24 protein-coding genes are annotated in these 24,480 nt (G+C 47.8%); 21 read left to right on the plus strand and 3 right to left on the minus strand.

Going from position 1 to position 24,480, the window contains the following annotated elements; genetic code table 11:
• Window positions 1-18: 18 nt before the first annotated feature.
• The 19 genes from pilM to NYE37_RS02115 all read left to right on the plus strand — a co-directional run bounded on the left by pilM (window position 19) and on the right by NYE37_RS02115 (window position 21,596).
• Window positions 19-1,017 (plus strand): type IV pilus biogenesis protein PilM, encoded by a 999-nt coding sequence (gene pilM / locus NYE37_RS02025; protein WP_049720677.1) that lies wholly within the window; start codon window positions 19-21, stop codon window positions 1,015-1,017.
• Window positions 1,014-1,628 carry a hypothetical protein gene (locus tag NYE37_RS02030; protein ID WP_037997757.1) on the plus strand — a complete coding sequence of 205 codons (615 nt, stop codon included), beginning with the start codon at window positions 1,014-1,016 and terminating at the stop codon, window positions 1,626-1,628. The genes pilM and NYE37_RS02030 overlap by 4 nt, the downstream gene beginning before the upstream one ends.
• Before the next feature lie 2 nt (window positions 1,629-1,630).
• Entirely contained in the window at window positions 1,631-2,230 is a 600-nt protein-coding gene (locus tag NYE37_RS02035; protein ID WP_037997758.1) for a hypothetical protein, read from the plus strand.
• Window positions 2,231-2,501: 271 nt separating this feature from the next.
• Window positions 2,502-3,191, plus strand: coding sequence for a TerC family protein (locus NYE37_RS02040; RefSeq protein WP_198050891.1), 690 nt, complete (start codon window positions 2,502-2,504; stop codon window positions 3,189-3,191).
• Window positions 3,192-3,316: 125 nt separating this feature from the next.
• Entirely contained in the window at window positions 3,317-3,787 is a 471-nt protein-coding gene (locus NYE37_RS02045; protein WP_037997763.1) for a hypothetical protein, read from the plus strand.
• On the plus strand, window positions 3,784-4,065 hold the full coding sequence (locus tag NYE37_RS02050) for a hypothetical protein (RefSeq protein ID WP_062843242.1): 282 nt from the start codon (window positions 3,784-3,786) through the stop codon (window positions 4,063-4,065). Before NYE37_RS02045 ends, NYE37_RS02050 begins: the two co-directional genes overlap by 4 nt.
• Before the next feature lie 3 nt (window positions 4,066-4,068).
• Complete coding sequence (locus NYE37_RS02055) at window positions 4,069-5,316, plus strand: glutathionylspermidine synthase family protein (protein WP_037997767.1); 1,248 nt, start codon at window positions 4,069-4,071, stop codon at window positions 5,314-5,316.
• A gap of 157 nt (window positions 5,317-5,473) precedes the next feature.
• Window positions 5,474-6,736: an argininosuccinate synthase gene (locus NYE37_RS02060; protein ID WP_037997769.1), complete on the plus strand. Its 1,263-nt coding sequence runs from the start codon at window positions 5,474-5,476 to the stop codon at window positions 6,734-6,736.
• Window positions 6,678-8,078: an argininosuccinate lyase gene (argH, locus tag NYE37_RS02065; RefSeq protein ID WP_121874285.1), complete on the plus strand. Its 1,401-nt coding sequence runs from the start codon at window positions 6,678-6,680 to the stop codon at window positions 8,076-8,078. The genes NYE37_RS02060 and argH overlap by 59 nt, the downstream gene beginning before the upstream one ends.
• Before the next feature lie 293 nt (window positions 8,079-8,371).
• Complete coding sequence (ftsE, locus tag NYE37_RS02070; RefSeq protein ID WP_037997772.1) at window positions 8,372-9,058, plus strand: cell division ATP-binding protein FtsE; 687 nt, start codon at window positions 8,372-8,374, stop codon at window positions 9,056-9,058.
• Window positions 9,048-9,950 (plus strand): permease-like cell division protein FtsX, encoded by a 903-nt coding sequence (gene ftsX / locus NYE37_RS02075; RefSeq protein WP_340711732.1) that lies wholly within the window; start codon window positions 9,048-9,050, stop codon window positions 9,948-9,950. The genes ftsE and ftsX overlap by 11 nt, the downstream gene beginning before the upstream one ends.
• A gap of 31 nt (window positions 9,951-9,981) precedes the next feature.
• A complete protein-coding gene (locus NYE37_RS02080) occupies window positions 9,982-11,145 on the plus strand; it encodes a murein hydrolase activator EnvC family protein (protein ID WP_049720673.1) in 1,164 nt (387 codons plus the stop codon).
• Between the two features lie 31 nt (window positions 11,146-11,176).
• Window positions 11,177-12,202 (plus strand): murein hydrolase activator EnvC family protein, encoded by a 1,026-nt coding sequence (locus tag NYE37_RS02085; RefSeq protein ID WP_049720672.1) that lies wholly within the window; start codon window positions 11,177-11,179, stop codon window positions 12,200-12,202.
• 230 nt (window positions 12,203-12,432) lie between these two features.
• The gene (locus NYE37_RS02090; RefSeq protein ID WP_049720671.1) at window positions 12,433-13,515 is read left to right on the plus strand and encodes a murein hydrolase activator EnvC family protein; all 1,083 of its coding nucleotides are present in this window, start codon (window positions 12,433-12,435) and stop codon (window positions 13,513-13,515) included.
• A gap of 125 nt (window positions 13,516-13,640) precedes the next feature.
• Entirely contained in the window at window positions 13,641-15,092 is a 1,452-nt protein-coding gene (locus NYE37_RS02095) for a S41 family peptidase (protein WP_037997778.1), read from the plus strand.
• 57 nt (window positions 15,093-15,149) lie between these two features.
• On the plus strand, window positions 15,150-16,289 hold the full coding sequence (locus NYE37_RS02100) for a PDZ domain-containing protein (RefSeq protein WP_165489724.1): 1,140 nt from the start codon (window positions 15,150-15,152) through the stop codon (window positions 16,287-16,289).
• A 151-nt stretch (window positions 16,290-16,440) separates the two neighbouring features.
• Complete coding sequence (gene uvrB, locus NYE37_RS02105) at window positions 16,441-18,420, plus strand: excinuclease ABC subunit UvrB (RefSeq protein ID WP_037997783.1); 1,980 nt, start codon at window positions 16,441-16,443, stop codon at window positions 18,418-18,420.
• 3 nt (window positions 18,421-18,423) lie between these two features.
• Complete coding sequence (gene uvrA, locus NYE37_RS02110) at window positions 18,424-21,303, plus strand: excinuclease ABC subunit UvrA (RefSeq protein WP_340711733.1); 2,880 nt, start codon at window positions 18,424-18,426, stop codon at window positions 21,301-21,303.
• A gap of 83 nt (window positions 21,304-21,386) precedes the next feature.
• A complete protein-coding gene (locus tag NYE37_RS02115; protein ID WP_037997788.1) occupies window positions 21,387-21,596 on the plus strand; it encodes an alpha/beta-type small acid-soluble spore protein in 210 nt (69 codons plus the stop codon).
• A gap of 19 nt (window positions 21,597-21,615) precedes the next feature.
• Here the strand turns inward: NYE37_RS02115 and NYE37_RS02120 are convergent, their stop codons facing one another.
• Window positions 21,616-21,846, minus strand: coding sequence for a DUF2553 family protein (locus NYE37_RS02120; protein ID WP_037993289.1), 231 nt, complete (start codon window positions 21,844-21,846; stop codon window positions 21,616-21,618).
• A 294-nt stretch (window positions 21,847-22,140) separates the two neighbouring features.
• On the opposite strand from NYE37_RS02120, the gene NYE37_RS02125 reads away from it, so the two are divergent.
• Complete coding sequence (locus tag NYE37_RS02125) at window positions 22,141-22,551, plus strand: DUF302 domain-containing protein (RefSeq protein WP_049720669.1); 411 nt, start codon at window positions 22,141-22,143, stop codon at window positions 22,549-22,551.
• Between the two features lie 212 nt (window positions 22,552-22,763).
• A complete protein-coding gene (locus NYE37_RS02130) occupies window positions 22,764-23,099 on the plus strand; it encodes a phage holin family protein (protein WP_037993291.1) in 336 nt (111 codons plus the stop codon).
• 39 nt (window positions 23,100-23,138) lie between these two features.
• On the opposite strand, the gene NYE37_RS02135 is transcribed toward NYE37_RS02130, so the two are convergent.
• Entirely contained in the window at window positions 23,139-23,660 is a 522-nt protein-coding gene (locus NYE37_RS02135; RefSeq protein WP_037993292.1) for a DUF84 family protein, read from the minus strand.
• Window positions 23,626-24,273: a class D sortase gene (locus NYE37_RS02140; protein WP_049720668.1), complete on the minus strand. Its 648-nt coding sequence runs from the start codon at window positions 24,271-24,273 to the stop codon at window positions 23,626-23,628. Before NYE37_RS02140 ends, NYE37_RS02135 begins: the two co-directional genes overlap by 35 nt.
• Window positions 24,274-24,480 lie beyond the last annotated feature (207 nt).

Here is a 24,480-nt window from a genome sequence, read left to right on the forward strand (position 1 = left end):
TGCAAAGGAGAACCGGTTATGGCTATACATGTTGGTGTTGAATTATCCTCTTCTTTTTTCAAATTGGTTGAAGTGAAGAAAAAGAGGAAGAACATGGAGCTTCTCCAATATGTGGTCCATCCGTTGCCCAGTGTGTGGGCGGAATCGGGCACGTTTTTGGATCGGGAGGAATTGATCCAAACCATCCAGGAGGCCTTGTTGGGGAGAAGACTCAATACAAAACGGGTGCATGTCAGCATCCATTGTCGTCATGTTTTGTTTAAACGGGTGATGTTGCCGGAAATGCGCAAAAGAAAATACCGGAGATGGATTGAAAAATATTTGATTCCCGTGTTGGACCTGCCTTTTTCCGATCCGGTGTTTGATTTCCGTTTGCTGGATCATGTCTGGGAAGACGGGGACCAGCAAGAGGTTTTTCTGGCGTTGATTTCTCAGTCATACATTGACTCTTTTGTCCGGTGTTTTCAATATTGCGGATTGGATCCGGTTCATATTGATCTGGCTCCTTTCGGTTTGTACCGATGGATCCATTATCACCGGAGCTTTCAGACGCCCCATACCCTGATGATTCAAATCTCCAAACAGGATGTGGAGGTCAGCCATTTTATCGATCGAAAACTGGAACGGGTTTATCATCTTCATCTGCCGATGGCTTCGTTTGCAGAACATGAGGACCGTCCGCATCCCGATCCGCTCCATCCCTTGTTGAAAGAGAAACAAGAGGTGGAGAGATACGGGAAAAGGTTGATGGAACAAATTTTTGAAAAAGTTTCGAACAAGGAGAGAAAATGGTTGAAAAGCTCCAGAGCGGAATGGTTTTTGTCCGGGGAAGGATTGGATTTTTATTTGTTGGAAAACTGGCTTCAGCAACATTTGGAGGCGTCTGTCAAACTTGCCCCTCCGGCAGAGATCATCATGCCCGAACCGTTGCGTGACCGCGCATCGAAATGGCTCGGAAATGCTTTGTCGATCCCGATCGGTCTGACGGTGGATGAGAAGGAAGGAATGGGACCATGAATTTTTTGCCGCCACAGCCGATATACAAACGGTTTTTTTACAGTTTTTTGTCCGGGATTTTGCTTTTGCTTTCAGGTTTGGGGGTGGGCATTCTATATGCCAAGAAGGTTGCCGGTGAACGCGTGTCGGCTTTGGAAGCGGAAGTGGCCCAAAAGCGAAAACAGTTGAATCAGGCCATTCAGCTTAAAAAAAACGAAGAGAAAATTTATGAGAGTCAGCAACCAGCCATGGATTATGAAAAAACGATCCAAAAAGTGGAGGCAAGTCAACAGCGTTGGAAAGAAGCGGCCTATCAAGTGCATCAAATGATACCCCGCGGCACGGACTTGTTTCGCCTGCAAGGAATAGGAAATCAATTGGAAGGTTGGGCCTATTTTTCTTCGATTCCGGAAGCGACGAAATTTCTTCAGGAACTGGTTGAAAAAAAGCCGGATTTGTATCAGGAAGCATGGATCGAGTGTGTCGGAGACCGCTGCATGAATGAAGTTTATGAAAAAAACGCCAATCAGGTATTGGTGCATTTCCGGCTGGATTTAAAAAGAGAGAAAGGAGTGGAAGAATCATCCGAAAACCAGTCAAGATCCGGCGATGGAAGTCCGGAAAGTTCTTAATCATGACCCTGGCGGCTGGATTCTTGCTCATCCTGACCCTCTATTTTTATCTGGTGCATCCCTTGGTTTTAAAACAAAAATGGCTGGAAAGGGAGAGGGAATCCCTGGCCCAAAACATTGAAAGGCATCAAAAATACCTGGCGCCTGATTACCAACCCCCGTCTGTGTTAACCCATATGGAGTTGAGACGGCTGGAGGAAAGAATTCCGCTGAACCGGCGGGATCCGGGCTATGTTGTCGATATTGAGCGGGCCGTCAAATCGTCCGGTGCCGATTTTTTGAAGCTGGAAAGCTTAGCAGATCTTCACCAAATTGCACGTCAGGACACTGCGGAGCAAAGTGAGGCCCGACCGGTCAGTGAAGAAGAGCTCATGCAACAATTGGGGATGGTGGTGCGCCCGGAATTGGTTCCTTCTTGGGTTCAGTTGGAAGTAAAGGCCAATCAAAAAGAGTTTGCTTCATTGTTGGACCAATTGCAAAAGAGTGATCGTCTGGTCAGCGTGATTGGTTGGGATTACCAATGGGCGGACGAGCACACGGAGGATAAGGGTGTGATTTATCTGGCGGTTTATTCTTATCATGATCAAGAGGTGAAAAAATGAGCTACTGTAAAATATTTATGAACTGGCAGAAAAATTATTGACGGAGGAACAAATTTTTATATAATGTTTGTATGAACTGAATAATTGAATCATTTTTTGTTCTTTGATTAAGGGGAGTAGCTATTTACAACAAAGTCGTCATTACGGGTTTATCCCCGGCTTTGTTGCAACATTTTTATGTTGTTGGCAAGACCTTTGCGTGATTTGTCATGCAAAGGTCTTGCCATTTTTTGTAATCCCCTGAATCCAATAACAAATGGAGGGAAAGAATTTGGACTTCTTGTCAGTTGAGTTTCTCACCGCTTTACTTTCCATTGTGATCATTGATTTGGTTTTGGCAGGAGATAATGCCATTGTTATCGGGCTTTCCGCCCGCAATTTACCGAAAAACAAGCAAAAACAAGTGATTTTTTGGGGGACTGTCGGTGCCGTTGTGATGCGGATCCTTTGTACGCTGGCGGTGGTCTGGTTGTTAAAGGTTCCGGGGCTTTTGTTGATCGGCGGGTTGCTTTTGATCTGGATTGCCATGAAATTGCTGATTGAAGAGAAAGGCGATGAAGATGTCGAAGCGGCCAGCAGTGTGATGTCCGCGATCCGCACGATTGTGATCGCCGACACCCTGATGGGCTTGGATAACGTCCTCGCCGTGGCCGGCGCTGCTCACGCAAGCTTCATGCTGGTGATTATCGGATTGTTGATCAGCGTTCCCATCATTGTTTGGGGCAGTACCTTGTTCCTTAAGCTGTTGGAAAAGTATCCGTCGATTATTTACATCGGATCGGGAGTTTTGGCCTTTACATCGGCAAAAATGATTGCAGATGACAAGTTCATCCGTCCCTTTTTCCAAGGAGCGGAATGGTTGCAATATGTTTTCTATCTCGTCATGACCGCGTTTGTTCTGTTATGCGGACGCTGGTTGAAACTGAAAAAAGCGAAAAAAGAGGTTCCCAACGCCTCCTGATGACAAGGAAAAGAAGCAGATGTTATCAATCTGCTTCTTTCTTCATGACAAAGAAGGGAAAACCCTTTCATATTATAGAACTATATTTTTGTTGAGTTGATTATTATTTGGAATTGAGGGTAAATATGGAGAAGCTGGAATATCATTTGATGGAAGACGGAGAGGAGATTTCCGTCTTGTATGAGTATCCGTCTGTTTCCAAGGAAGAAGTGATGATGCGTTTTGCGTGTGACTATTTTGTCAGGGGGAAAGACGTGTTTGAATGTGTTCACATCCAGGCGGACCCGCCCGTGCACAAGATTTATGTAAAACGAAGCGAAGAAGAAAAAGTGCTTGACGACCGCCTCCGTTTCAGCCCGACCTGGCAAGGAATCCGCATGGAAGTGCGCCATTTTGATGCACGGTGGTCCGGTTATCCTGTGGTTCATTGTTATCAATTTCATCATGCACAAGATGCTTTGCTCCGTTTGCTCAGCAGCCTGCACTACATTGACGGGCAATGGTGGAAAACGACATCAACGGAAGTGGATGAAAACCGGTATGTTTATGTGATCTATGCTGTTCCCGTTTTAAAGGAAGGAGGAGGAAACGGATGAAAAAGAGCCGCCATCTGGTGGGGTTGTTTACCCTGGCCATGCTGTCCGTCCCGCTGTCGGGATGCGATGACAAGAATGACTGGGAATTTTGCCGCGACCAGAATCATGATCTGTTATGCGATGATGACCAAAGCCGGGTGGATCCGGACAGTTACGTGGTGATCAACGGGAAGAAAATGTATTATATCAAAGAAAAATCGCTGGTTTCATCCGGTTACAAAAAAACGGGCAGCAGTTACAAATCAGGAATTGGAAAAATCCGTGGTTCAGGAGGATAAATTTTGAAAGATTTAAATTATGCCAAGCGCAGGGAACAGATTTACCATCTGCTGAGAGAAGAAAAGGTGTTTACCTGGGACGTCATGTACGGTCAGGAATATGCCCTCGCTTCGGTTTACCCTTTGGACCCGGCGCTTCATCATGAAATTCAACAAGCGACCGCGTGTTTGGGGAAAATCTATGAACGCACGGTCAAGGTTTTACAGCAGGCCGATGACCGGTTGTTGGAGGAGTTGGGAATTCCCGAAGCAGCCCGAAGAGCCGTCCGGCAACCTTTTCTGCTTGACTGGCCAACGGTGATTGGTCGTTTTGACTTTGCCTATACCCCGCAAGGATTGAAAATGCTGGAATTTAACAGTGACACCCCCACAGGCATTGTGGAAGCTTTTTATGTCAACGGGCGGGTTACGAAAGCGATGGGATATCAAGATCCGAATGAAGGCATGGAGCAAGATTTGACCGATGCCTTTCAAAACGTGGTGGAGGCATACCAGAAACGAGGCTTCCGAACCGATCACATCTGCTTCAGCGCGTTGGACTGGCATGAAGAAGATGCCGGGACGACCCGGTATTTAATGGAGAAATCAGGCCTTTGCGCCCGTTTTGTCCCGTTGTCGGCATTGGCCGTCCGGGGAGACCGGTTGTATGCCAAGCAGGATCATGCCGGCTATGGACCGGTGGACGTTTTATATCGTTTGCATGCCATTGAAATCATGGCCGAAGACACGGATGAGGATGGTTATCCGACCGGGGCGCATCTCCTTTCCCTCATGGCCGGTCAAAAGCTGGTTTCCATTAATCCCCCCTCTGCTCTTTTATCGCAAACCAAAGCTTTACAGGCACTGATTTGGAACTTATATGAAACAAATACTTTTTTTAATGAAGAAGAACGTGATGTGATCGCAACGTACATGTTGCCCACCTACTTGGAAAACAATTTTAAAGGCCATGCGGCTTATGTGAAAAAGCCATTCTTCGGCCGGGAGGGCGGCGCCGTTTCTTTGTATGACCAAAACGGGAATTTGATTGTCCGGGACAACCAGGATGCCTATTGGGATCAACCCATGATTTATCAACAATTGGTGTCCCTGCAAAAAGTGGAAGTGGAAACCCTCAAGGGAGCTTATCAGGGGGAATTGTTGTGGGGGTCTTTTTTGATTGGCGGAAAGCCTTCGGCCGTGATCGCGAGGGTGGATCGGAAAATCACCGGAAACCTTTCCTATTTTGTGCCGGTGGGAAGGAAAGATTGAGCCGCTCCATCCGGGGTGGATCATCGTTTCAGAGCAGAAACCGGAAAAAGGTTTCTGCTTTTTTTTAGCCGGTTCAAAAAATTGGGGGTGGATTTTTTATGCACAGGATGTATAATCATACATATAAATGAATTTTTATTAAAAGCGAGGGATACCCATGAGTAAGGAGAAAGTGGTCTTAGCTTATTCAGGTGGTTTAGATACATCAGTTGCGATTCCGTGGTTGAAAGAAAAATACGGCTATGATGTGATTGCGGTCGGATTGGACGTCGGGGAAGGCAAAGACATGGATTTTGTCAAGGACAAGGCGTTGAAAGTGGGAGCAGTCAAATCCGTTGTGGTCGATGCCAAAGCGTTGTTTGCTGAAGAATACCTGCTGCCGGCTTTGAAAGCCAATGCTTTATATGAAGGAAAGTATCCGATGCATTCGGCCTTGTCCCGTCCGTTGATTTCCAAAGTGCTGGTTGAAATCGCAAAAGAAGAAGGGGCCGTTGCCGTTGCCCACGGTTGCACGGGAAAAGGAAATGACCAAGTCCGGTTTGATGTTTCGGTTGCGGCATTGAATCCAAAGTTGAAAGTGGTGGCCCCGGTACGGGAATGGGGAATGACCCGGGATGAGGAAATTGCTTATGCAAAAAAACACGGGATTCCGATTCCGGTTGATTTGGACAATCCGTTCAGCATTGACCAAAACATGTGGGGAAGAAGTTGTGAATGCGGTGAATTGGAGAATCCGTGGCAGGCGCCTCCGGAAGCTGCTTATGAATGGACGTGTCCTTTGGCCGGCACCCCGGATCAACCGGACGAAATCGAGATCGCTTTTGAAAAAGGCGTTCCTGTATCCCTGAATGGAAACCGGCTTTCTTTCCCTGAGATTTTGGAGCAATTGAACAAGTTGGCCGGAAAACACGGGGTCGGACGGATCGATCATGTGGAGGACCGGCTGGTGGGAATTAAATCGCGTGAAGTTTATGAATGTCCGGGAGCGGTCACATTGATCAACGCACACCGGGAACTGGAATTTCTGACGCAGCCGAAAGATGTTTTGCAGTTCAAGGCCACGGTTGAGAAAAAGTGGTCGGAAATGGTTTATGACGGGCTTTGGTATTCGCCGCTGAAAAAAGCGCTGGATGCGTTCATTGAAGAAACGCAACAAGTGGTGACCGGAAAGGTTCGCGTAAACTTGTTCAAAGGCCATGCGACGGTGACGGGAAGAATTTCCCCTTATTCGTTATACAACGAAAAATTGGCCACCTACTCCAATGAAGACAGTTTTGATCATCAGGCGGCTGTCGGGTTTATTAAATTGTGGGGATTGCCGACGAATATTTATGCAAGCGTGCATAAAAAGGAGGAAGACCATGAAACTGTGGGGCGGGCGTTTCACCAAGACCACACACCAGTGGGTGGAAGCCTTTAATGCATCCATTGGATTTGATAAAGAATTGGCTGAAGAAGACATCGAAGGGAGCATGGCGCATGTGAAAATGCTGGGCGCATGCGGGATTATCACCGGGGAAGAAGCAAACCGGATACTGGAAGGTTTGTCAACCATCCGGCAAAAAGTCCGGGAAGGGAAAGCCGAATTTTCCATTGAACATGAAGACATTCACATGAACATCGAGAAGATGCTGATCGACGAAATCGGGGAAGTCGGCGGAAAATTGCACACCGGACGGAGCCGGAATGACCAGGTTGCCTTGGATATGCACCTTTATGTGCGCAAGGAGACGGTCGATCTGGCCGGAAAGATCCTGGAATTGCAGGAAGCTTTGCTCAAACAGGCCGAGAAACACGTGGATACCATATTGCCGGGATACACTCACTTGCAGCGCGCGCAACCCGTCCGGTTTGCCCATCATTTATTGGCTTATGTTTCGATGTTTGAACGGGATGTACAACGGTTCATCGACAGCTTCAAACGCGTCAACTGCTGTCCGTTGGGGGCCGGTGCCATTGCGGGAACGACATTTCCCATCGACCGGCAAATGGTTGCAAAAGCGTTGGGATTTTCCTCGCTTTACGATAACAGCATGGATGCGGTGAGTGACCGGGATTATTTGGTGGAGTTTCTCTCAGTCTGTTCCTTGGTGATGGTTCATTTGTCCCGGCTGTCGGAAGAACTGATTCTGTGGTCGAGCGAAGAGTTTCAATATGTCATCCTGGATGATGCGTTTTGCACCGGAAGCAGCATGATGCCGCAGAAAAAAAACCCGGATATCCCGGAGTTGATCCGCGGAAAAACCGGACGGGTGTTCGGGCATTTGATGGCTTTGTTGACCACGCTGAAAGCTTTGCCCCTCACCTACAACAAAGACTTGCAGGAAGACAAAGAGGGGGTTTTTGATACGGTCCGCACGTTAAAAGGTTCCCTTCGTTTGATGGCGGCCCTCATTGAAACGATGGAAGTCAACCAATCGAAAATGAAACGGCATGCCGGGCAAGGGTTTGCCAATGCAACGGATTTGGCCGATTATTTGGTGGGCAAAGGCATTCCTTTCCGCAAAGCGCATGAAATTGTCGGAAAGCTGGTTTTGTATGCCATTCACAAAGAAAAAACCTTGAGTGATTGCTCCTTGGAAGAGTTTCACCGTTTCTCCCCGGAAATCGGGGAAGATGTCTATTCCTGTTTGGAACTGGAAAATGTGGTGGATGCGCGCAAAAGCGAGGGAGGAACCGCAAAAGAACAAGTGTTGAAGACACTTTCAAACAAAATCGCCACGCTTAAAAAGCAGCGGGAAACCTTATCCAATATTTACTAGGAAGGAATTCTATGGTAAGATAATACCCCAAATCACCATCATTTGGGGTTTTTTGTATTTTTGAATAAAAAATGATTTTGCAAAATATTAACCCGGGAAATTGGTGAATGGTGTTATAATATTGAAGTAGTTTTTGAAGGAAAGTAAGCCATTTCTTTATTTGATATTTTTCTTCAAATTTAGGATGATAATGGGATGAAGTGGCGAACCATTTTTGTTACCATCAGTAAGCAGGAGAAAAAATGGAGAGAGATAAACTATATTGAAAATCATGTTTCCTGGGGTGAGTTTTCGTGATTGAAATGCATGATGTGTGGAAGGTTTATCCAAATGGGGTTGAAGCTCTCCGCGGAGTGGACGTACGGATCGACCAGGGAGAATTCGTGTATGTGGTCGGACCGAGCGGAGCGGGGAAAAGTTCATTTATCAAGCTGATGTACAGAGAAGAAAAACCCACGCACGGCGTTGTTCTGATCAACGGGGTCAACGTCAAACGGGTACGCGATTGGAAAATTCCGCATGTTCGCCGCAAAATCGGTGTCGTGTTCCAGGATTTCAAATTGCTTCCGCATATGACAGCTTTTGAAAATGTTGCTTTTGCGATGGAAGCGATCGAGGCTCCCAAACGCAAAATCAAACCGAGAGTCACCGAAGTCTTGGAGCTGGTTGGTCTGGCGGACCGGATGCATGCCTTGCCGTCGCAACTTTCCGGAGGGGAGCAGCAACGTGTGGCAATCGCTCGCGCAATTGTCAATAATCCAACTTTTGTGATAGCGGACGAGCCCACCGGAAACCTCGATCCGGAAAACTCTTGGGACATCATGTATCTGCTGGAAGAGATTAACCGGCGCGGAACCACCATCGTAATGGCGACACACAACAAAGAAATTGTAAACACACTCAGACAACGCGTCATTGCCATTGAACAAGGTGTGATTGTCCGGGACGAAATGGGAGGAGAATACGGCTATGAGGATTGAGACATTATCGCGACATTTTCGGGAAGCTTATCGCGGCGTGCGTCGCAATGCCTGGATGAGTTTTGCCGCGATCAGTGCTGTAGCCGTTACGCTGTTTATCTTCGGTATTTTCCTCATTTTTGCATTCAACGTCCGCTACATGGCGGTGGAGCTGGATAAACAGGTGGCGATTCGTGCAGCACTTGCCGAGCAGTTGACGGATGACCAGCAGCTCCAAGTATTGAAACAAATCGAATCGATGCCCGAAGTGAAAAGTGCGGAACTGGTGCCGAAGGAAGAAGGATTGCGTCAGCTGAAGGCCCAATGGGGAGAGGAAGGAACGGAAATTTTCCGCAGTTATGAAGGGGAAGGGAAAAACCCCTTGCCTGACGTCATCACGGTTGTACCCAAAGATCCCCATCAGATCAAAAGCCTGACCGAAAAGGTGAAATCGATGACGGGAATTGACGAAGCGGATGACGGTGAATATGTGACCGAGCAATTGCTGACATTGTCCAGCTGGATTCGGAACATCATTTTGATTTTCGGATTGGGGCTGGCGACTCTTGCCGCCTTCTTGATTTCCAACACCATTAAGCTGACCATTATTGCCCGTCGGAAAGAGATTGAAATCCAACGGCTGGTGGGAGCCAGCAACTGGTTCATCCGGTGGCCGTTCTTTATTGAAGGGGCGTTTATCGGATGGGTTGGTGCCCTCGTTCCGACCATCCTGGTTTTGGTTCTCTATCAAGTGGCTTACACCATTTTGGGGGCCGGTGAAGCCCAATCCATTCTGAAAATGATGCCGATCCTCTCGCTGGGTACTTATGTGACCTTGTGCATTTTCGCTCTGGGAACAGCGATCGGGACACTGGGAAGCATTATTTCCGTGCGCCGTTTCTTGAAAGTGTAAAGAGGAGGAGTCTAGTTCGAGGAGGAGCAAAGTGATTAGGAAAGAATTTGCAGGGATATTTTCTTTTTTGCTGGTTTTTTCTTTGATCCCCGTCAAAGACAGCTTTGCAATCACAGATTCCTCTTCCATCGATGAGAAAAAAGAGGAAATCCGACAACGGGATCAAGAAATATTGCAACTGGAAAAAAAGAAAGAACTAGCGCAAGAGGACATGAAACAAATTTTGGGTCAGATTGAAGCGAAAAAGAAGGAACTCAACCAGTTGGACATGCGTGTTTATGCACTGGAAAACCAAATAAAGGAAAAACGGGAAGAGCGCAAAAGCGTTGAGAGGGAATTGGATCTTTTGCGTCAAACTTACAAACATCGCATGCAGGATATTTATTTAAAAGGAAACAATTTTTACTTTGAGCTTTTGTTACAATCCGACTCCATCGGGGATTTCCTGAAACGGTACGATTATATCAGCATTTTGGCCCGGGCCGATCAGCGCGTGATCCAAAAATATACCGACAAACAAAAAGAATTGGCCGGAGTTGAGCAGGAATTACAAAAGGATTTGGCAAACTTACAAACAGCACAAAAAGAAGCCCAGGGCGTTTTTGCTCAACTCCAAAAAAAATACCAACAACATGAAGGAAAGTTGGCGGCGCTGGAGACGAACCTGGCGGAATTGGAGGACCAAAACATTCAGGCCCGGAAAGAATTGCGCAACTGGGTGGCCAAACGGGAAGAAGAAGCCCGCAAAAAAGAGCAACAAAACCATCCGGACGGCAATGTTCCGGCAAGCGACGGCTTTCTTTGGCCGGTAAACGGGACGGTGACTTCCCCGTTCGGCATGCGATATCACCCGGTTCACCGGGAATACCGGATGCATGAAGGGATGGATATCGCAGCGAAAATGGGGACCCCGATCCGTGCCGCGTCGTCCGGTGAAGTGATTGAAGCCCGTCCTTCAAATGGATACGGTTATGTCATTGTCATTTACCATGGGAACGGACTTTCCACGCTTTATGCCCACATGTATGCTCAAACGGTAAAAGTGGAAGTCGGCCAAAAGGTATCGGCGGGAGATGTCATCGCAGCTGTGGGAAGTAATGGATTTTCAACCGGACCTCACTTGCATTTTGAAGTACATAAAGGAAGTACACCTGTCGATCCCATCTCTTATTTGCCCCCGGAACAGGGCAAGTAAGCTGAATTGAAACGGGAGGAGTACGACCAAAGTGGTTCGAAAATGGTTTGTCACTACAATGATGCTTGTTCAGGCGGTCTTATTCAGCCTCGCAAGCCCGCTTTCGGTCAAAGCAAACAGTGAACACCAGAAGAACCCGGCATGGATCAAACTGGAAGAAGCCAAAAAACAGGTTATGGCCAGGGAGCGGCAAGTTGCGGGGTTAAATGAAGAAATCGCGCAAAAGAAAATGAACCTGTTGGAGAAACAAAAAAAACTGAGCATGCTGGAAGCGCGGTTTGAGGCGGTGCTGGTACATATATATAAGAGAAGTCACAAAAATCAATATCTCTATTATTTGTTGAGCGCGAATTCCGTTTCGGAGTTTTTGATGCGCCTGGATATTCTTTCTATGTTCGTGGAAAATGAAAGTGCCGTGATCAAGCAATATTTGAAAGAGAAAAAAGCTTTGGAAAATGAAGTGGCCATGATCGAGAAAAGCAAAAAAGAAAAAGAGGCTTTGCTGAAAGAAGCCCGGCAACATTTGACACGTTATACGGCGTTGTATCAGCAGCAAAGCCGGACGCTTCAGCATCCGGTACGGGAGCCGGAGCCCGAGAAAATGCAACCCGTTCGTCAGGAGGATAAAAACAGACAGGTTCGCAATTCCCATCCGCCGGCATCTTCTTCACCGGACCGGCATGAGAATGATACTTTGGCCTGGCCGCAACCGGGCGGAAAAGTCTCTTCTGAATTCGGGGAACGAAACGGAAGCCACGAAGGAATTGACATCAAAAATTCGATGGGCTCACCGATTGTGGCTGCGGCTTCAGGCATCGTTGTATTGACAAAATCGGACCCGGGCGGATACGGCTACTATATTGTGATTGATCATGGAAATGGATTCAAGACCCTTTATGCCCATATGTATCCAAGCACAGTGCAAGTTGAGGTCGGGGATCGTGTGGAAAAAGGGCAACAAATCGCTTCGGTCGGGAACTATCCCCAGTTGGTGCCCTACCTGCATTTTGAAATACATGAAAACGGGAAACCGGTGGATCCCTTGCAATATTACTAGAACAAATCATGGATAAAGTCGATCTAATCCTGGTGATTAGATCGACTTCCCATTTTCATTGACCCCATCAAGCAAATTGGATAAAAAGGATAAAATCGTCAAAATTTCTTTGTATGTTTCCATATAAAATAGAATTAAACTATATTCATATGTTTTGAGTAATATAAAAAAGAACAGAGAACAGGAAGGCGATGGGGAACTAGGAGAAAGACTGGGAGGCGCTTATATCAATGAGTAAGAAATGGTTAACCATGGCTTTGATTGCTTCATTGACGGCAATGATGACTCCTCCACAAACAGTGTCAGCCGAGTCGCTCCGGGAAAAAATCGACAGCGTCCGTGAGGACAAACAAGGAATCCTGGAGAAACAGCAAAGTTTGAAACAGAAGATGGAAGAGTTTAAAAGCAAGATGGACGAAGCAGATCAAAAGATTGAGTCCATCCAGAAGGAAATCGAGCCCATTGAGCAAAAGCGGCAGGAAGCGGAAAAAGATTTGCAAGAGATCCGGAAAGATTTTGATGTTCGCATCAGCCGGATGTATTTGCACGGAGAAAATAACTACTTGGCCCAGTTGCTGGCTGCAGAGGATTTTAATGAGTTTTTGAACCGCTTTGAAATCATTCGCCTTCTCGTCAAAGGAGATTATAAAATCGTGGCCGAATACCAAAAAGCGGTCGACGATCGCCAGAAAGCCATTGACGAAAAACAGGTGAAAATTGAGGAACAACAAAAGCTGATTGATCAAATTAACAAAGAATATCAAAAGTTGATGAAAGAACTCGAAGCGTCCGATGCCAGCCTGCAGCAGCTGGAAAGCATTCTGGAGGAACATAAAGACGAATTGATTCAGATCAACCTGGCGGAATGGCGTTCGGGCAAGCTTCGTTTTGCATACACCGGTCCGCTCATTAAACCGACCACTGTCACAAAGACTTCCAGTTACGGATACCGTGTGCATCCCATCTTTGGAACGAAAAAACTTCACGCGGGAGTGGATTACGGAGGACCGATCGGCACTCCGATCAAGGCCGCAGCTGACGGTGTCGTGGTGTCCAGCCGTGCGTCTTCCGGATATGGTTGGTTGATCACCATTTATCACGGACATTATAAAGGCATGCCTTTCTTTACCCGGTATGCTCACAGTTACCCCAACCAAGTCAAAGTGCAACCCGGGGAAGAAGTAAAAGCCGGGCAGGTCATTTCAGCGATTGGAAATAACGGAAACTCAACGGGACCGCACTTGCACTTTGAAGTACGGATCGGACAAGGGGCCCAACCGCCGTCTTATGACCCGGAACGGTATATGAACTAAAAATGTGATATAGTTAAAATAATATCCCGGACGACTATTTTGTCCGGGGTTGTCATACATTAAAGAGTATAAAGGGCTGATCCGGATCGCCTGCAAGGGGATCCAAAGGTGGGTGTTTACTGACAATGAATTTTAAAGGCAGGACCGTCGCGATCATTACGGTTGTGACAATGATTTTCAGCAGTTTGCTTACCGTGCTGGTTGTGGGTGACGGGGGGTTGATTGATCAACTGGAATCCGGAACCCTGTTTTCTTTTGACCGGTCTCAATCATTTGAAACACACGAGGGGAAATTAAAGCAAGCATATCAAACGATTACTTCTTCTTATTTACATAAAGTAAATGAAGAACAATTGATTGACGGGGCCATCAAAGGAATGATTGAATCCCTGGGGGATCCTTACTCCGCCTACATGAGTCCGAAAGAAGCAGCGCAATTTGAGGAAGATTTGCAGTCATCCTTTACGGGAATCGGTGCCGAAGTGACATTGACCAACGGCCAAGTGACCATTATTGCGCCGATCAAGGATTCGCCTGCGGAAAAAGCCGGATTGCGTGCAGGTGACCAAGTGTTAAAAGTCAACGGGCAAAGCCTGGAAGGAATGGACATTCAAGAGGCGGTCAGCAAAATCCGCGGTCCGAAGGGAAGCAAAGCCCAATTGCTCATTTCCCGTCCCGGCGTCAGCGAACCGCTAAACATTACGGTGGTGCGGGATGAAATTTCGCTTCAAACCGTGGAAGCAACGATGTTGCCTGACAAAATCGGACGGATCACATTGACGCAGTTTTCGGAAAATACAGCAGAAGATTTTGCCAAAGAGCTGAAAAAACTGGAGGATCAGGGGATCAACGGGCTTGTCATTGACGTCCGCGGAAACCCGGGTGGCCTTTTGCAGTCCGTATTGGAAATTTGTGACCAATTGGTGCCCGGCAAAAAACGCGTCTTGATGACGGAGGATAAGTCGGGAAGCCGCACGGAATATCATTCCAAACAGGAAACCAAAAAGCCTTATCCCATCACGGTTTTGATTGACAAAGGCAGTGCGAGTGCGTCTGAAATTCTCGCAGCCGCTTTAAAAGAATCCGGTGGATATCCGTTGGTCGGGGAAACCACCTTCGGAAAAGGAACGGTTCAGACCACCAAATCCTTTGATGACGGCAGCAACTTGAAACTGACCATCGCCAAATGGTTGACGCCGGAAGGAAACTGGATTGACCAGCATGGCGGAACCAAAGGGATCAAACCGGATGTTCCCGTGAAGAAACCCGCATATGCCAATGTGCTTCCTCCCCAGCCGGATGCACCGCTAAAAAAAGATGATAATTCAACCGAAGTCAAAAATATGCAGTTGATTTTGGATGCGCTGGGTTACCATCCGGGGCGCACGGACGGATATTTTGACGGTTCTACCGAACAGGCTGTCAAGTCCTTCCAAAAGAAAGAAGGAATTCCGGAGACAGGACAACTGGATGAGGTATCCTCCGATAAATTGCGACAAGCATTTATCAACTTTTTGCGCGACCCGAAAAATGATGTGACATTGCAGGTGGCAGTGGAGCTCTTGAAGAAAAAATAAAGGATTTGTCCCGGAAATATAGAAAATACCCCAATGATTTCCATTGGGGTATTTTTTATGATATGGAGGAAGGACAAATTGTGGTCTGTTTGGGAAGATCCGCTTTCTTTTTTGACCAAGTGGTTTTCAACGTTCATTCACCCGGCTTTTTGGCTGGGAACAGGGATGATTGTGGTATATGTGTGGGTGCGCAGGCGATATGAACTCAAAACGTTTCACAGTGTTTTGGAACCCAAGTGGGCTTTGTTGCTTCGGACAACTTGCTGGTCGTTGATTGTCGGTTTGGCCGGTTCCCTGTGTTTGTCCGGGGGCCGGTGGGAGATTCAACCCGGAGACTGGTTCATGGTTTGGAGCCTGACGCTCCTTTTGTCCGTCTTTGGACTGCGTTTTGCTTGTCTTGCTTATTCTGCCGGCATGTTATGCCTGGTTCACTATTGCGTGACGGAAACAACGTGGCTGGATCCTTTCCCGGTCCCCGAAATGGTGTATGCTTTCCCTGCCCGGGACTGGTTATGGCTGATTGCCGCCAGCCATTGGTTGGAATGGGCTTTGATCCGCTTGGATGGGGAAAACGGAGCTTATCCGGTCCAAGTCAATCAGGTGAGTGGTTTCATGCTGAAAAAAGGCTGGCCGGTTCCTTTGCTGTTGAGCGGTCCAAATGGTTGGATTCCGCTTCCGGTTTTTTTGAGTTTTGCGCGGATGAATCTGTCGGGAATGTTGAAAAAACAAAAAAGGCAGACATCCACCTTTACTTTTTTGTATGCCGTGATTTTAAGTTTGGGGCTGGCCTTTTTGGAAGGATGGGAGTCCGGCGGGTGGATCATGGCGGTTTTGGCGGTGCTGGGGCATGAAGGGATCTATCTTGGAACCAAGTGGATGGAAAAACGTTCAACGCCGTATTTTGTTTCCAACCATCAAGGTGTGAAGGTTCTGGCTGTGATTCCGGATTCCCCGGCAGAAGCGATGGGATTGAGAACTGGCGATGTGATTCAGCGCTGTAACGGACGGCCCGTCCGTAGCATGGAGGAGCTGACCCGGGTGGCGGAAACAGCGACCCATTGCAAGCTGGCAGTGTTGGATGAACATCAGAACCTGCACATCACCCAAAAAACTTTATTTGAGGATGATCCGGCTGATTTGGGAGTGATTCCCGCCCTTCCGGCGGACGAAAAAACCCGCGTCCGGTCCACGTCTTGACTTGGGCCGCAATTTGGGGATTCAGGCGCCCGTCGGGTGTCAGCCAAAAGCCTTTCCGGTCTGGAAAGGCTTTTTTTGGATTCGGAACGAATGTTCTTATAGGTCGTGTCCGTATGTTATAATACTTTCATGTGGAAATGAGGTGAGTCGGATGGGAAAACAATTCCAACTGGTGTCGGATTTTGAGCCGCGTGGGGATCAACCGCAGGCGATTGAGAAACTGGTCCGCCAAATTCAGGCGGGCAACAAGTACCAAACCCTTTTGGGAGCCACGGGGACGGGGAAAACGTTTACCATGGCCCAAACGATTGCCCGGGTCAACAAACCCACGCTGGTGATTGCGCACAACAAGACGTTGGCGGCGCAGTTGTGCGGGGAGTTGAAGGAATTCTTCCCCCATAATGCCGTCGAATATTTTGTCAGTTATTATGATTATTATCAACCTGAAGCTTATATTCCGGCAACGGATACTTATATAGAAAAAGATGCGTCCATCAATGATGAAATTGACAAGTTGCGCCACTCGGCAACCAGCGCTCTGTTTGAGCGGGAAGATGTGATTATTGTTTCGAGTGTTTCTTGTATTTACGGCTTGGGTTCACCGACGGAATACCGGGATCTGGTTCTTTCCTTGCGAGTGGGAATGGAAAGGGACCGGAACGAAGTGTTGCGTAAGTTGGTGGATATCCAATATGAACGAAACGATATCAATTTTGTGCGCGGAACGTTCCGGGTGCGGGGCGATGTGGTGGAGATTTTCCCTGCTTCCCGGAGTGAACAAGCGGTCCGGGTGGAGTTTTTTGGGGATGAGATTGACCGGATTCGCGAAATTGATGTCGTGACGGGAGAAATTATCGGGGAAAGGGAACATGTTGCCATCTTCCCGGCTTCTCACTATGTCACCCGTTCCGATGTGATGGAAAGGGCTTTGAAAGGGATTGAACAGGAGCTGGATGAACGGCTCAAGGAACTGAGGGAACAAGGCAAACTGCTGGAAGCACAACGCTTGGAGCAAAGGACGAGATATGATTTGGAAATGATGCGGGAAGTCGGATTTTGTTCCGGGATCGAGAACTATTCCCGCCACCTGGTCGGCAAAAAGCCGGGAGAACCGCCTTACACCTTGTTGGACTTTTTCCCGAAAGACTTCTTGATCATAGTGGATGAGTCCCATGTCACCATTCCGCAAATTCACGGGATGTACAACGGGGATCAGGCGCGAAAGGAGATGTTGGTGGAGCACGGTTTCCGGCTTCCGTCGGCCAAAGACAACCGGCCGCTCAGATTTAGCGAGTTTGAAGAAAAGATTAATCAGATCTTATTTGTTTCCGCGACACCGGGTCCGTATGAATTGGAGAAATCGCCGGAAGTGGTGGAACAGATTATCCGCCCGACAGGGTTGTTGGATCCGAAAATCCATATCCATCCGATCAAGGGGCAAATTGACCACCTGATCGGGCTGATTCATGACCGCATTGAACAGGATGAACGCGTGCTGGTGACGACCCTGACGAAAAAAATGGCGGAGGATTTGACGGATTATCTGAAAGAAATGGGGATCAAAGTCCGCTATTTGCATTCGGATATCAAAACCATTGAACGGATGAAAATCTTACGCGATCTGCGTCTGGGTGAATTTGACGTGTTGATTGGGATTAACCTGTTAAGGGAAGGATTGGATTTACCGGAAGTTTCCCTGGTGGCGATTTTGGATGCCGACAAAGAAGGATTTTTGCGTTCGGAGCGTTCTTTGATCCAAACCATCGGACGGGCTGCGCGGAATGCCCACGGAGAAGTGGTGATGTATGCGGACAAGATCACCGACTCCATGAAAAAAGCGATCGATGAAACAGAGCGCCGTCGGCAAATTCAAGCGGCCTACAATAAAAAACACGGAATTGTCCCCCAAACGATTCAAAAAGACGTGCGTGAAGTGATTGAGGCGACCAAAGTGGCGGAACAAACCGCTGAATATGTGACAGGAAAACAAACGAAGAAAATGAGCAAGTCTGAACGGAACAAGTTGATCCGCGACCTGGAAAAAGAAATGAAAGAAGCCGCCAAAGAGTTGAATTTTGAACGTGCTGCCGAATTGCGGGATTTGATTATCGAATTGAAAGCGGAGGTTTAAGACATGTCGCAAGAAAAGATTGTCGTTCGCGGTGCACGGGTGCATAATCTGAAAAACATTGATGTGACGATTCCGCGTGATCAGTTTGTTGTCATCACGGGGTTGAGCGGTTCCGGAAAGTCCTCACTTGCGTTTGACACCATTTATGCCGAAGGGCAACGTCGTTATGTCGAATCGCTTTCGGCTTATGCCCGCCAGTTTTTGGGGCAAATGGACAAGCCGGATGTCGATGGGATTGACGGGTTGTCCCCGGCGATCTCCATCGACCAGAAAACGACGAGCCGCAATCCCCGTTCCACGGTCGGAACCGTGACCGAGATTTACGATTACCTGCGCTTGCTCTATGCGCGGGTGGGACATGCTTATTGTCCGGTGCATGGAATCGAGATTAAATCGCAAACCGTTCAGCAAATGGTGGACCGGATCATGGAATTGCCGGAGCGTTCCCGGATTCAGGTTTTGGCACCGGTCGTCAAAGGGCGAAAAGGGGAGCATGTCAAGCTTTTAAAAGATATCAGCCGCCAAGGGTATGTGCGTGTCCGGATTGACGGGGAACTCCGGGATTTGTCCGAAGAGATCAAACTGGAGAAAAACAAAAAGCATACCATCGAAGTGGTGGTGGACCGGATCATCGTCAAACCGGGCGTGAACACGCGGCTTACGGATTCCGTCGAGACCGCTCTGGCAATCAGTGACGGTGAAGTGTTGGTGGATGTGATCGGCGGGGACGAGTTGTTGTTCAGTTCCAAGCTGGCTTGTCCGGAGTGCGGCTTCAGCATTGAGGAATTGTCTCCGCGCATGTTCTCTTTTAACAGCCCGTACGGCGCTTGTCCGGCTTGTGACGGACTGGGAAACCGGTTGGTGATCGACCCGCAGCTGGTGATTCCCGATCCGTCCCTTTCCCTGAATGAAGGAGCGATTGAACCCTGGTCTTCTTCCAACGGCAATCATTATTACGAGCAACTGTTGAAAGCCGCTTGCGACCATTTCCAAATTGACATGGATAAGCCGTTTCAGGATTTAAGCCAAAAGGAAAAGGATATTCTCCTTTACGGTTCCGATGAACGGTTTCCTTTCAGATATGTGAGAAACAGCGGTTTTGAACGGGAAGCCATGGCCCGGTTTGACGGGGTGGTGGGACATTTGAACCGCCGTTACAAAGAAACCGGTTCCGACATGGTGCGCGAGTATTTGGAAACGTATATGACAACCAAGTCTTGCCCTTCCTGCAAGGGGGCCCGCCTGAAAAAAGAGATTCTTCATATCTACGTCGGCGGAAAAAACATCGATGAGGTCACTCGTCTTTCGATCAAAGAGGCACTGGGATTTTTCCAAAACCTGTCTTTGTCGGACAAGGAAAACCAAATCGCTTATCAAGTGTTAAAAGAAATTAAAAGCCGGCTCGGTTTTTTGGTCAATGTGGGACTCGGTTATCTGAGTTTGTCCCGCGCGGCCGGGACGTTGTCGGGAGGAGAAGCGCAACGGATTCGCCTGGCGACCCAGATCGGTTCCAAATTGATGGGGGTTTTGTATATTCTGGATGAGCCGAGCATCGGACTCCATCAGAGAGATAACAACCGCTTGATTGCCACCCTCAAGGAGATGAGGGATTTGGGGAATACCCTGATTGTGGTGGAGCATGATGAAGACACGATGTTGGCTTGCGATTACATCATCGATATCGGTCCCGGTGCCGGAGCCCACGGGGGAAAAGTGGTTGCTGCCGGCACGCCGCAGGAATTGATGGAAAATGAAAAATCGTTGACAGGGGAATACTTAAGCGGCCGCCGTTTCATTCCCGTGCCACAGAAGCGGAGAGAGCCGAACGGCAAATGGATCAAAGTGTCGGGAGCACGGGAAAATAACTTGAAAAATATCGATGTTGCCTTTCCTCTCGGCGTATTCACCTGTGTGACGGGCGTTTCCGGTTCGGGAAAAAGTACACTGGTTAATGAAATTTTGTTAAAAGGTTTGGCGCGCCGGTTGGGCAAAGCCAAAACGGTGCCCGGCAAGCACAAAAAAATCGAAGGCGCCGAACATTTAAATAAAATCATTAACATCGACCAATCTCCGATCGGGAGAACACCGCGTTCCAATCCTGCAACGTACACCGGGGTGTTTGATGATATCCGCGAAGTGTTTGCATCCACGCCGGAAGCCAAGGTGAGAGGCTACAAGAAAGGGCGTTTCAGTTTCAATGTCAAAGGCGGACGGTGCGAGGCCTGCCGCGGGGACGGTATTATTAAAATTGAAATGCATTTTCTGCCGGATGTTTATGTACCGTGTGAACAATGCAAAGGGAAACGGTATAACCGGGAAACCTTGGAAGTGAAATACAAAGGAAAAAGCATTTCGGATGTCTTGGAAATGACGGTGGAGGAATCCTTGGATTTCTTTGCGAATATTCCCCGGATCCAACGGAAATTGCAAACCCTTTATGACGTGGGGCTGGGGTATATCAAACTGGGACAGCCGGCCACGCAATTGTCCGGGGGGGAAGCCCAACGGGTGAAATTGGCTTCGGAGTTGTATAAACGGAGTCAAGGGAGGACGTTATATGTACTGGATGAACCCACCACCGGTCTTCACATCGATGATATCGCGCGGTTGCTCAAAGTGTTGGAGCGGCTGGTGGAAAACGGGGACACGGTGGTCGTCATTGAGCATAATCTGGATGTGATTAAAACAGCGGACTATCTGATTGACCTGGGACCGGAAGGCGGAAGCGGCGGGGGAACGATCGTTGCCAAAGGAACACCGGAAGAAGTGGCCAAGAGCAAAGGATCTTATACCGGACAATTCCTGGCGCCGATTTTGGAAAGAGACAAAAAACGCATGGAAACCCTGCTGGCAAAACGGGAAGAGACCGCAACCCCAAAGTAAGGAATCAATAATTGCACGGAATTGCGGACAAACTGAATATTGCAAGACGTTCATCACCACCTTACGACAAAGGAGTGATTCGAATGGCTAGAAGAAACAGGCTTGTTGTTCCGGGTGCCAGAGAATCATTGGAACAGATGAAGAATGAAATCGCTCAAGAATTCGGAGTCGAGTTGGGGGCTGACACCACAGCCCGTGCCAATGGGTCAGTAGGTGGAGAGATGACAAAACGTCTTGTGGCGCTGGGCTCGCAAGTCATGGAGCAACAGCGAAAAGGAAAAGCAGGGGAATGATTTCCCCTGCTTTTTTATGTCAACACCATCCCAAATCGCAATCGCTCACATACGAGTCAGGCGAAGGTTGGGATGGTGGGATGAGTGAAGAATGGATGTCTCCGTTTTTGAACTGATAGCCTTCTTCCAAATGAGGCAGCTTTTCGTCCAACGGAATATGGCCGATTTTTTTTCCAAGATGATATAAGACCACTTTACCATTTTCGATTTTTCCTACAACTTCGGATGTGATTTTTTGTTGGCAATCCATTTAGTCCATCCCCCTCCTTGCTGAAGAACCTAAAGATAAGTATACCCGTGGCATGATCCCTGAATGCAGGAAAGGGCTGATTCATTGTATTTTTACAATAGCACGGCTATATATTAAAGTCAATATCAATTTATAATAATTATAAAATGAGATTGATTATTAGTCAATTGAAGGGATCAAAGAGTGTGTTCGGTTTCATGATTCTATTCATTCATGAATACAGTGTATTAAAGATTGGAAAGAAATCATGATACAATAGGAAAAGAAGACCGGTTTGAAAAGAGGAGGAGAGAGATGTATTCATATGTCGTGGATGTGAAAGGCGCTTCGACGGAACAGGTGCTGAAGCGTTTGGAGGAAAAAATTGCCGAACATAAATTCCGATTATTATGGAAGTATGATATTTCCACAAAATTGTTTGAACAAGGAATCCGGTTCAATCAACCTTATTACATTCTTGAGTTGTCTCACGCCGACTTGACGAAACAGCTGTTAACCGAACATCCCGACTGTGGATTTTTGCTTCCGGCCAAATGCATGGTTTATTGGGATCAAGAAAAAAATACCGTACGTGTCGGTGTTCTACGTCTGAGTGAACTTGCCAAGGAAGTGGAAAGTGAACGGGTGAAACGGATTGCCGGGCAACTGGAGAAAAGACTGGTCGAAATGGTGAACCAATGCACGGGAGAAGAAATGGCATCCTGAAGTTTGTGTGATACAGGAAAGCGGGACGCCGGCTTTTCCGGACGGCTTGATCCGTTTGCAAAAAAAGACAGCCATGGCGGTTGAATGGATTCCATAACTTTTGCTCCTTCTCATCCGGGACAGAGGGGGATTCAAGAAAAAGGTTGATTGTTCACAAAGCATTTTATATCTTTGAACAATCGGGTATGAATTAAGTAAGGAGGAGAATGTTTATGAGAATCCTGTTAAAAATCGTTGTGGGCGCCATTGCTGTCTTTCTTGCTTCCCATTTGGTTTCGGGAATTGAAGTGGAAAGCTGGAAAGCCGCTCTTTTCGCCTCGATTGCACTGAGCATCATCAATCTGATTGTCCGGCCGGTCATCAAGGTGTTGACTTTGCCCATCACCATTTTGACATTGGGCTTGTTTTCATTTGTGATTAATACGTTCATGTTTTGGATGGCCAGCTTCTTTGTGGACGGGTTTGAAGTGGAAGGATTTGTCGCCGCATTTTTGGGGGCGTTGATCATGACCGTGGCCAACTGGATTTTGGGTTGGTTTACGGATTAACCGGCAACATAAAAAGGCTTGTGGAAAACACAAGCCTTTTTATGAATGATGTTTGTAAAATTGGTATTGTCCGAAAAGCAGTTTGCAAACATGGATAAACATTTCTTTTCGTTTCACCTGGTTGTTGGTGAAGATGCCGACGGCTCCTTGATCCCGGCGAACCCCTTTTTGTTTGGAATATTCCTCCATGATCCATCCTAATTCCTTTCCCTGATTCAGCGGAGTCCTGAATGAATCCGGAAGCGGAATCCGGGCCCCTCCGGCCAGCTGCACACGGCCGTTTTCATCCACAAGGGCTCCCCAATTGCACAAAAACAAACCATTAGGCGTTTCGGTCACTCCGCCTTCCAAGCCGATTCCGATGGCTGCGTCCAAAGCTTTTTTGGCGCGGCGTGCACGGTGAATGGCCCCTTCGATGGTTTCCTCATCGGAAAAAGGCTGGTCTGAAACCCCGGAAGGAACGGAAGCGGATAAAACCGTTCCGGTCCGGTTAAATTCCTGCCACGCTTCTTCAACAGCCCCGACTTTAGCGGGATTGGTCGATCCGACTGCGATGATCATGTTTGTTTTCACCTTCTTGAATTTGAATCAATTCAGCCCGGATGATATACCGATCCGGGGCATCTCCCACGTAATCAAACGGATAACAAGTTGACAGGGTCAGAACCGGACGGGAAATGGGAACGATCACGGTCCGGTCATCGGCGTGGGTGATCCAAGATTTACGGATTTGATAAGTGAAGAGATAGTTCCCGTATTTTATGTATAACCGGTCTCCTTTTTTCAATTTGCCCAAATCCCGAAAAACAGTGTCCCGATGGCCGGACAGGACAACATGCCCGGTGTCCCCGGGGTAAACCGTGCCATGCCCTTGGTATAATCCGACCCCTTTTTTTAAGGAATCGGAATCCGTTCCTTTGACGATCGGGAGAATCCGGCCCAGTTTCGGAATCACCAATTCTCCCAGCTTTTCACCTTGGCGGACGGGAGGGGGCGGGACGGAGACTCCCTGTTTTAAAGAAGGCATCGTGGTTTGGACATGCCAGTCGGGGGCAATGGATGCCGCCAGTTGTTCATTCTGTTCCACGACCGATGCTTCTTTCTGCCAATGATACATATTGTAACAAAAGAAAATGCCGCCTGCCAGAATCAGGAGCCAAGCCACTATGCGCATCACGCGTTTCCTCCTTGACGGCTTCCATTTCCGTGTTTATGGTTTTTATTCGACAAGAAGCCGGATATTCCCTGTGTCACGCCGGGAGAGAAAATCTCTCCTTCCGTTTTGACAAAGAAACAGAAAAAAAGGTATTTTAGGATATGAAACAAGTCAAGCCGGCAGAGGAACGGCATCCGTGAGAATAAAAAACTGTCCGCCGGCAAA

The organism is Thermoactinomyces sp. FSL K6-2592 (genome assembly GCF_038006465.1).
In the GTDB taxonomy this organism is placed as follows: Bacteria; Bacillota; Bacilli; order Thermoactinomycetales; family Thermoactinomycetaceae; genus Thermoactinomyces; species Thermoactinomyces vulgaris.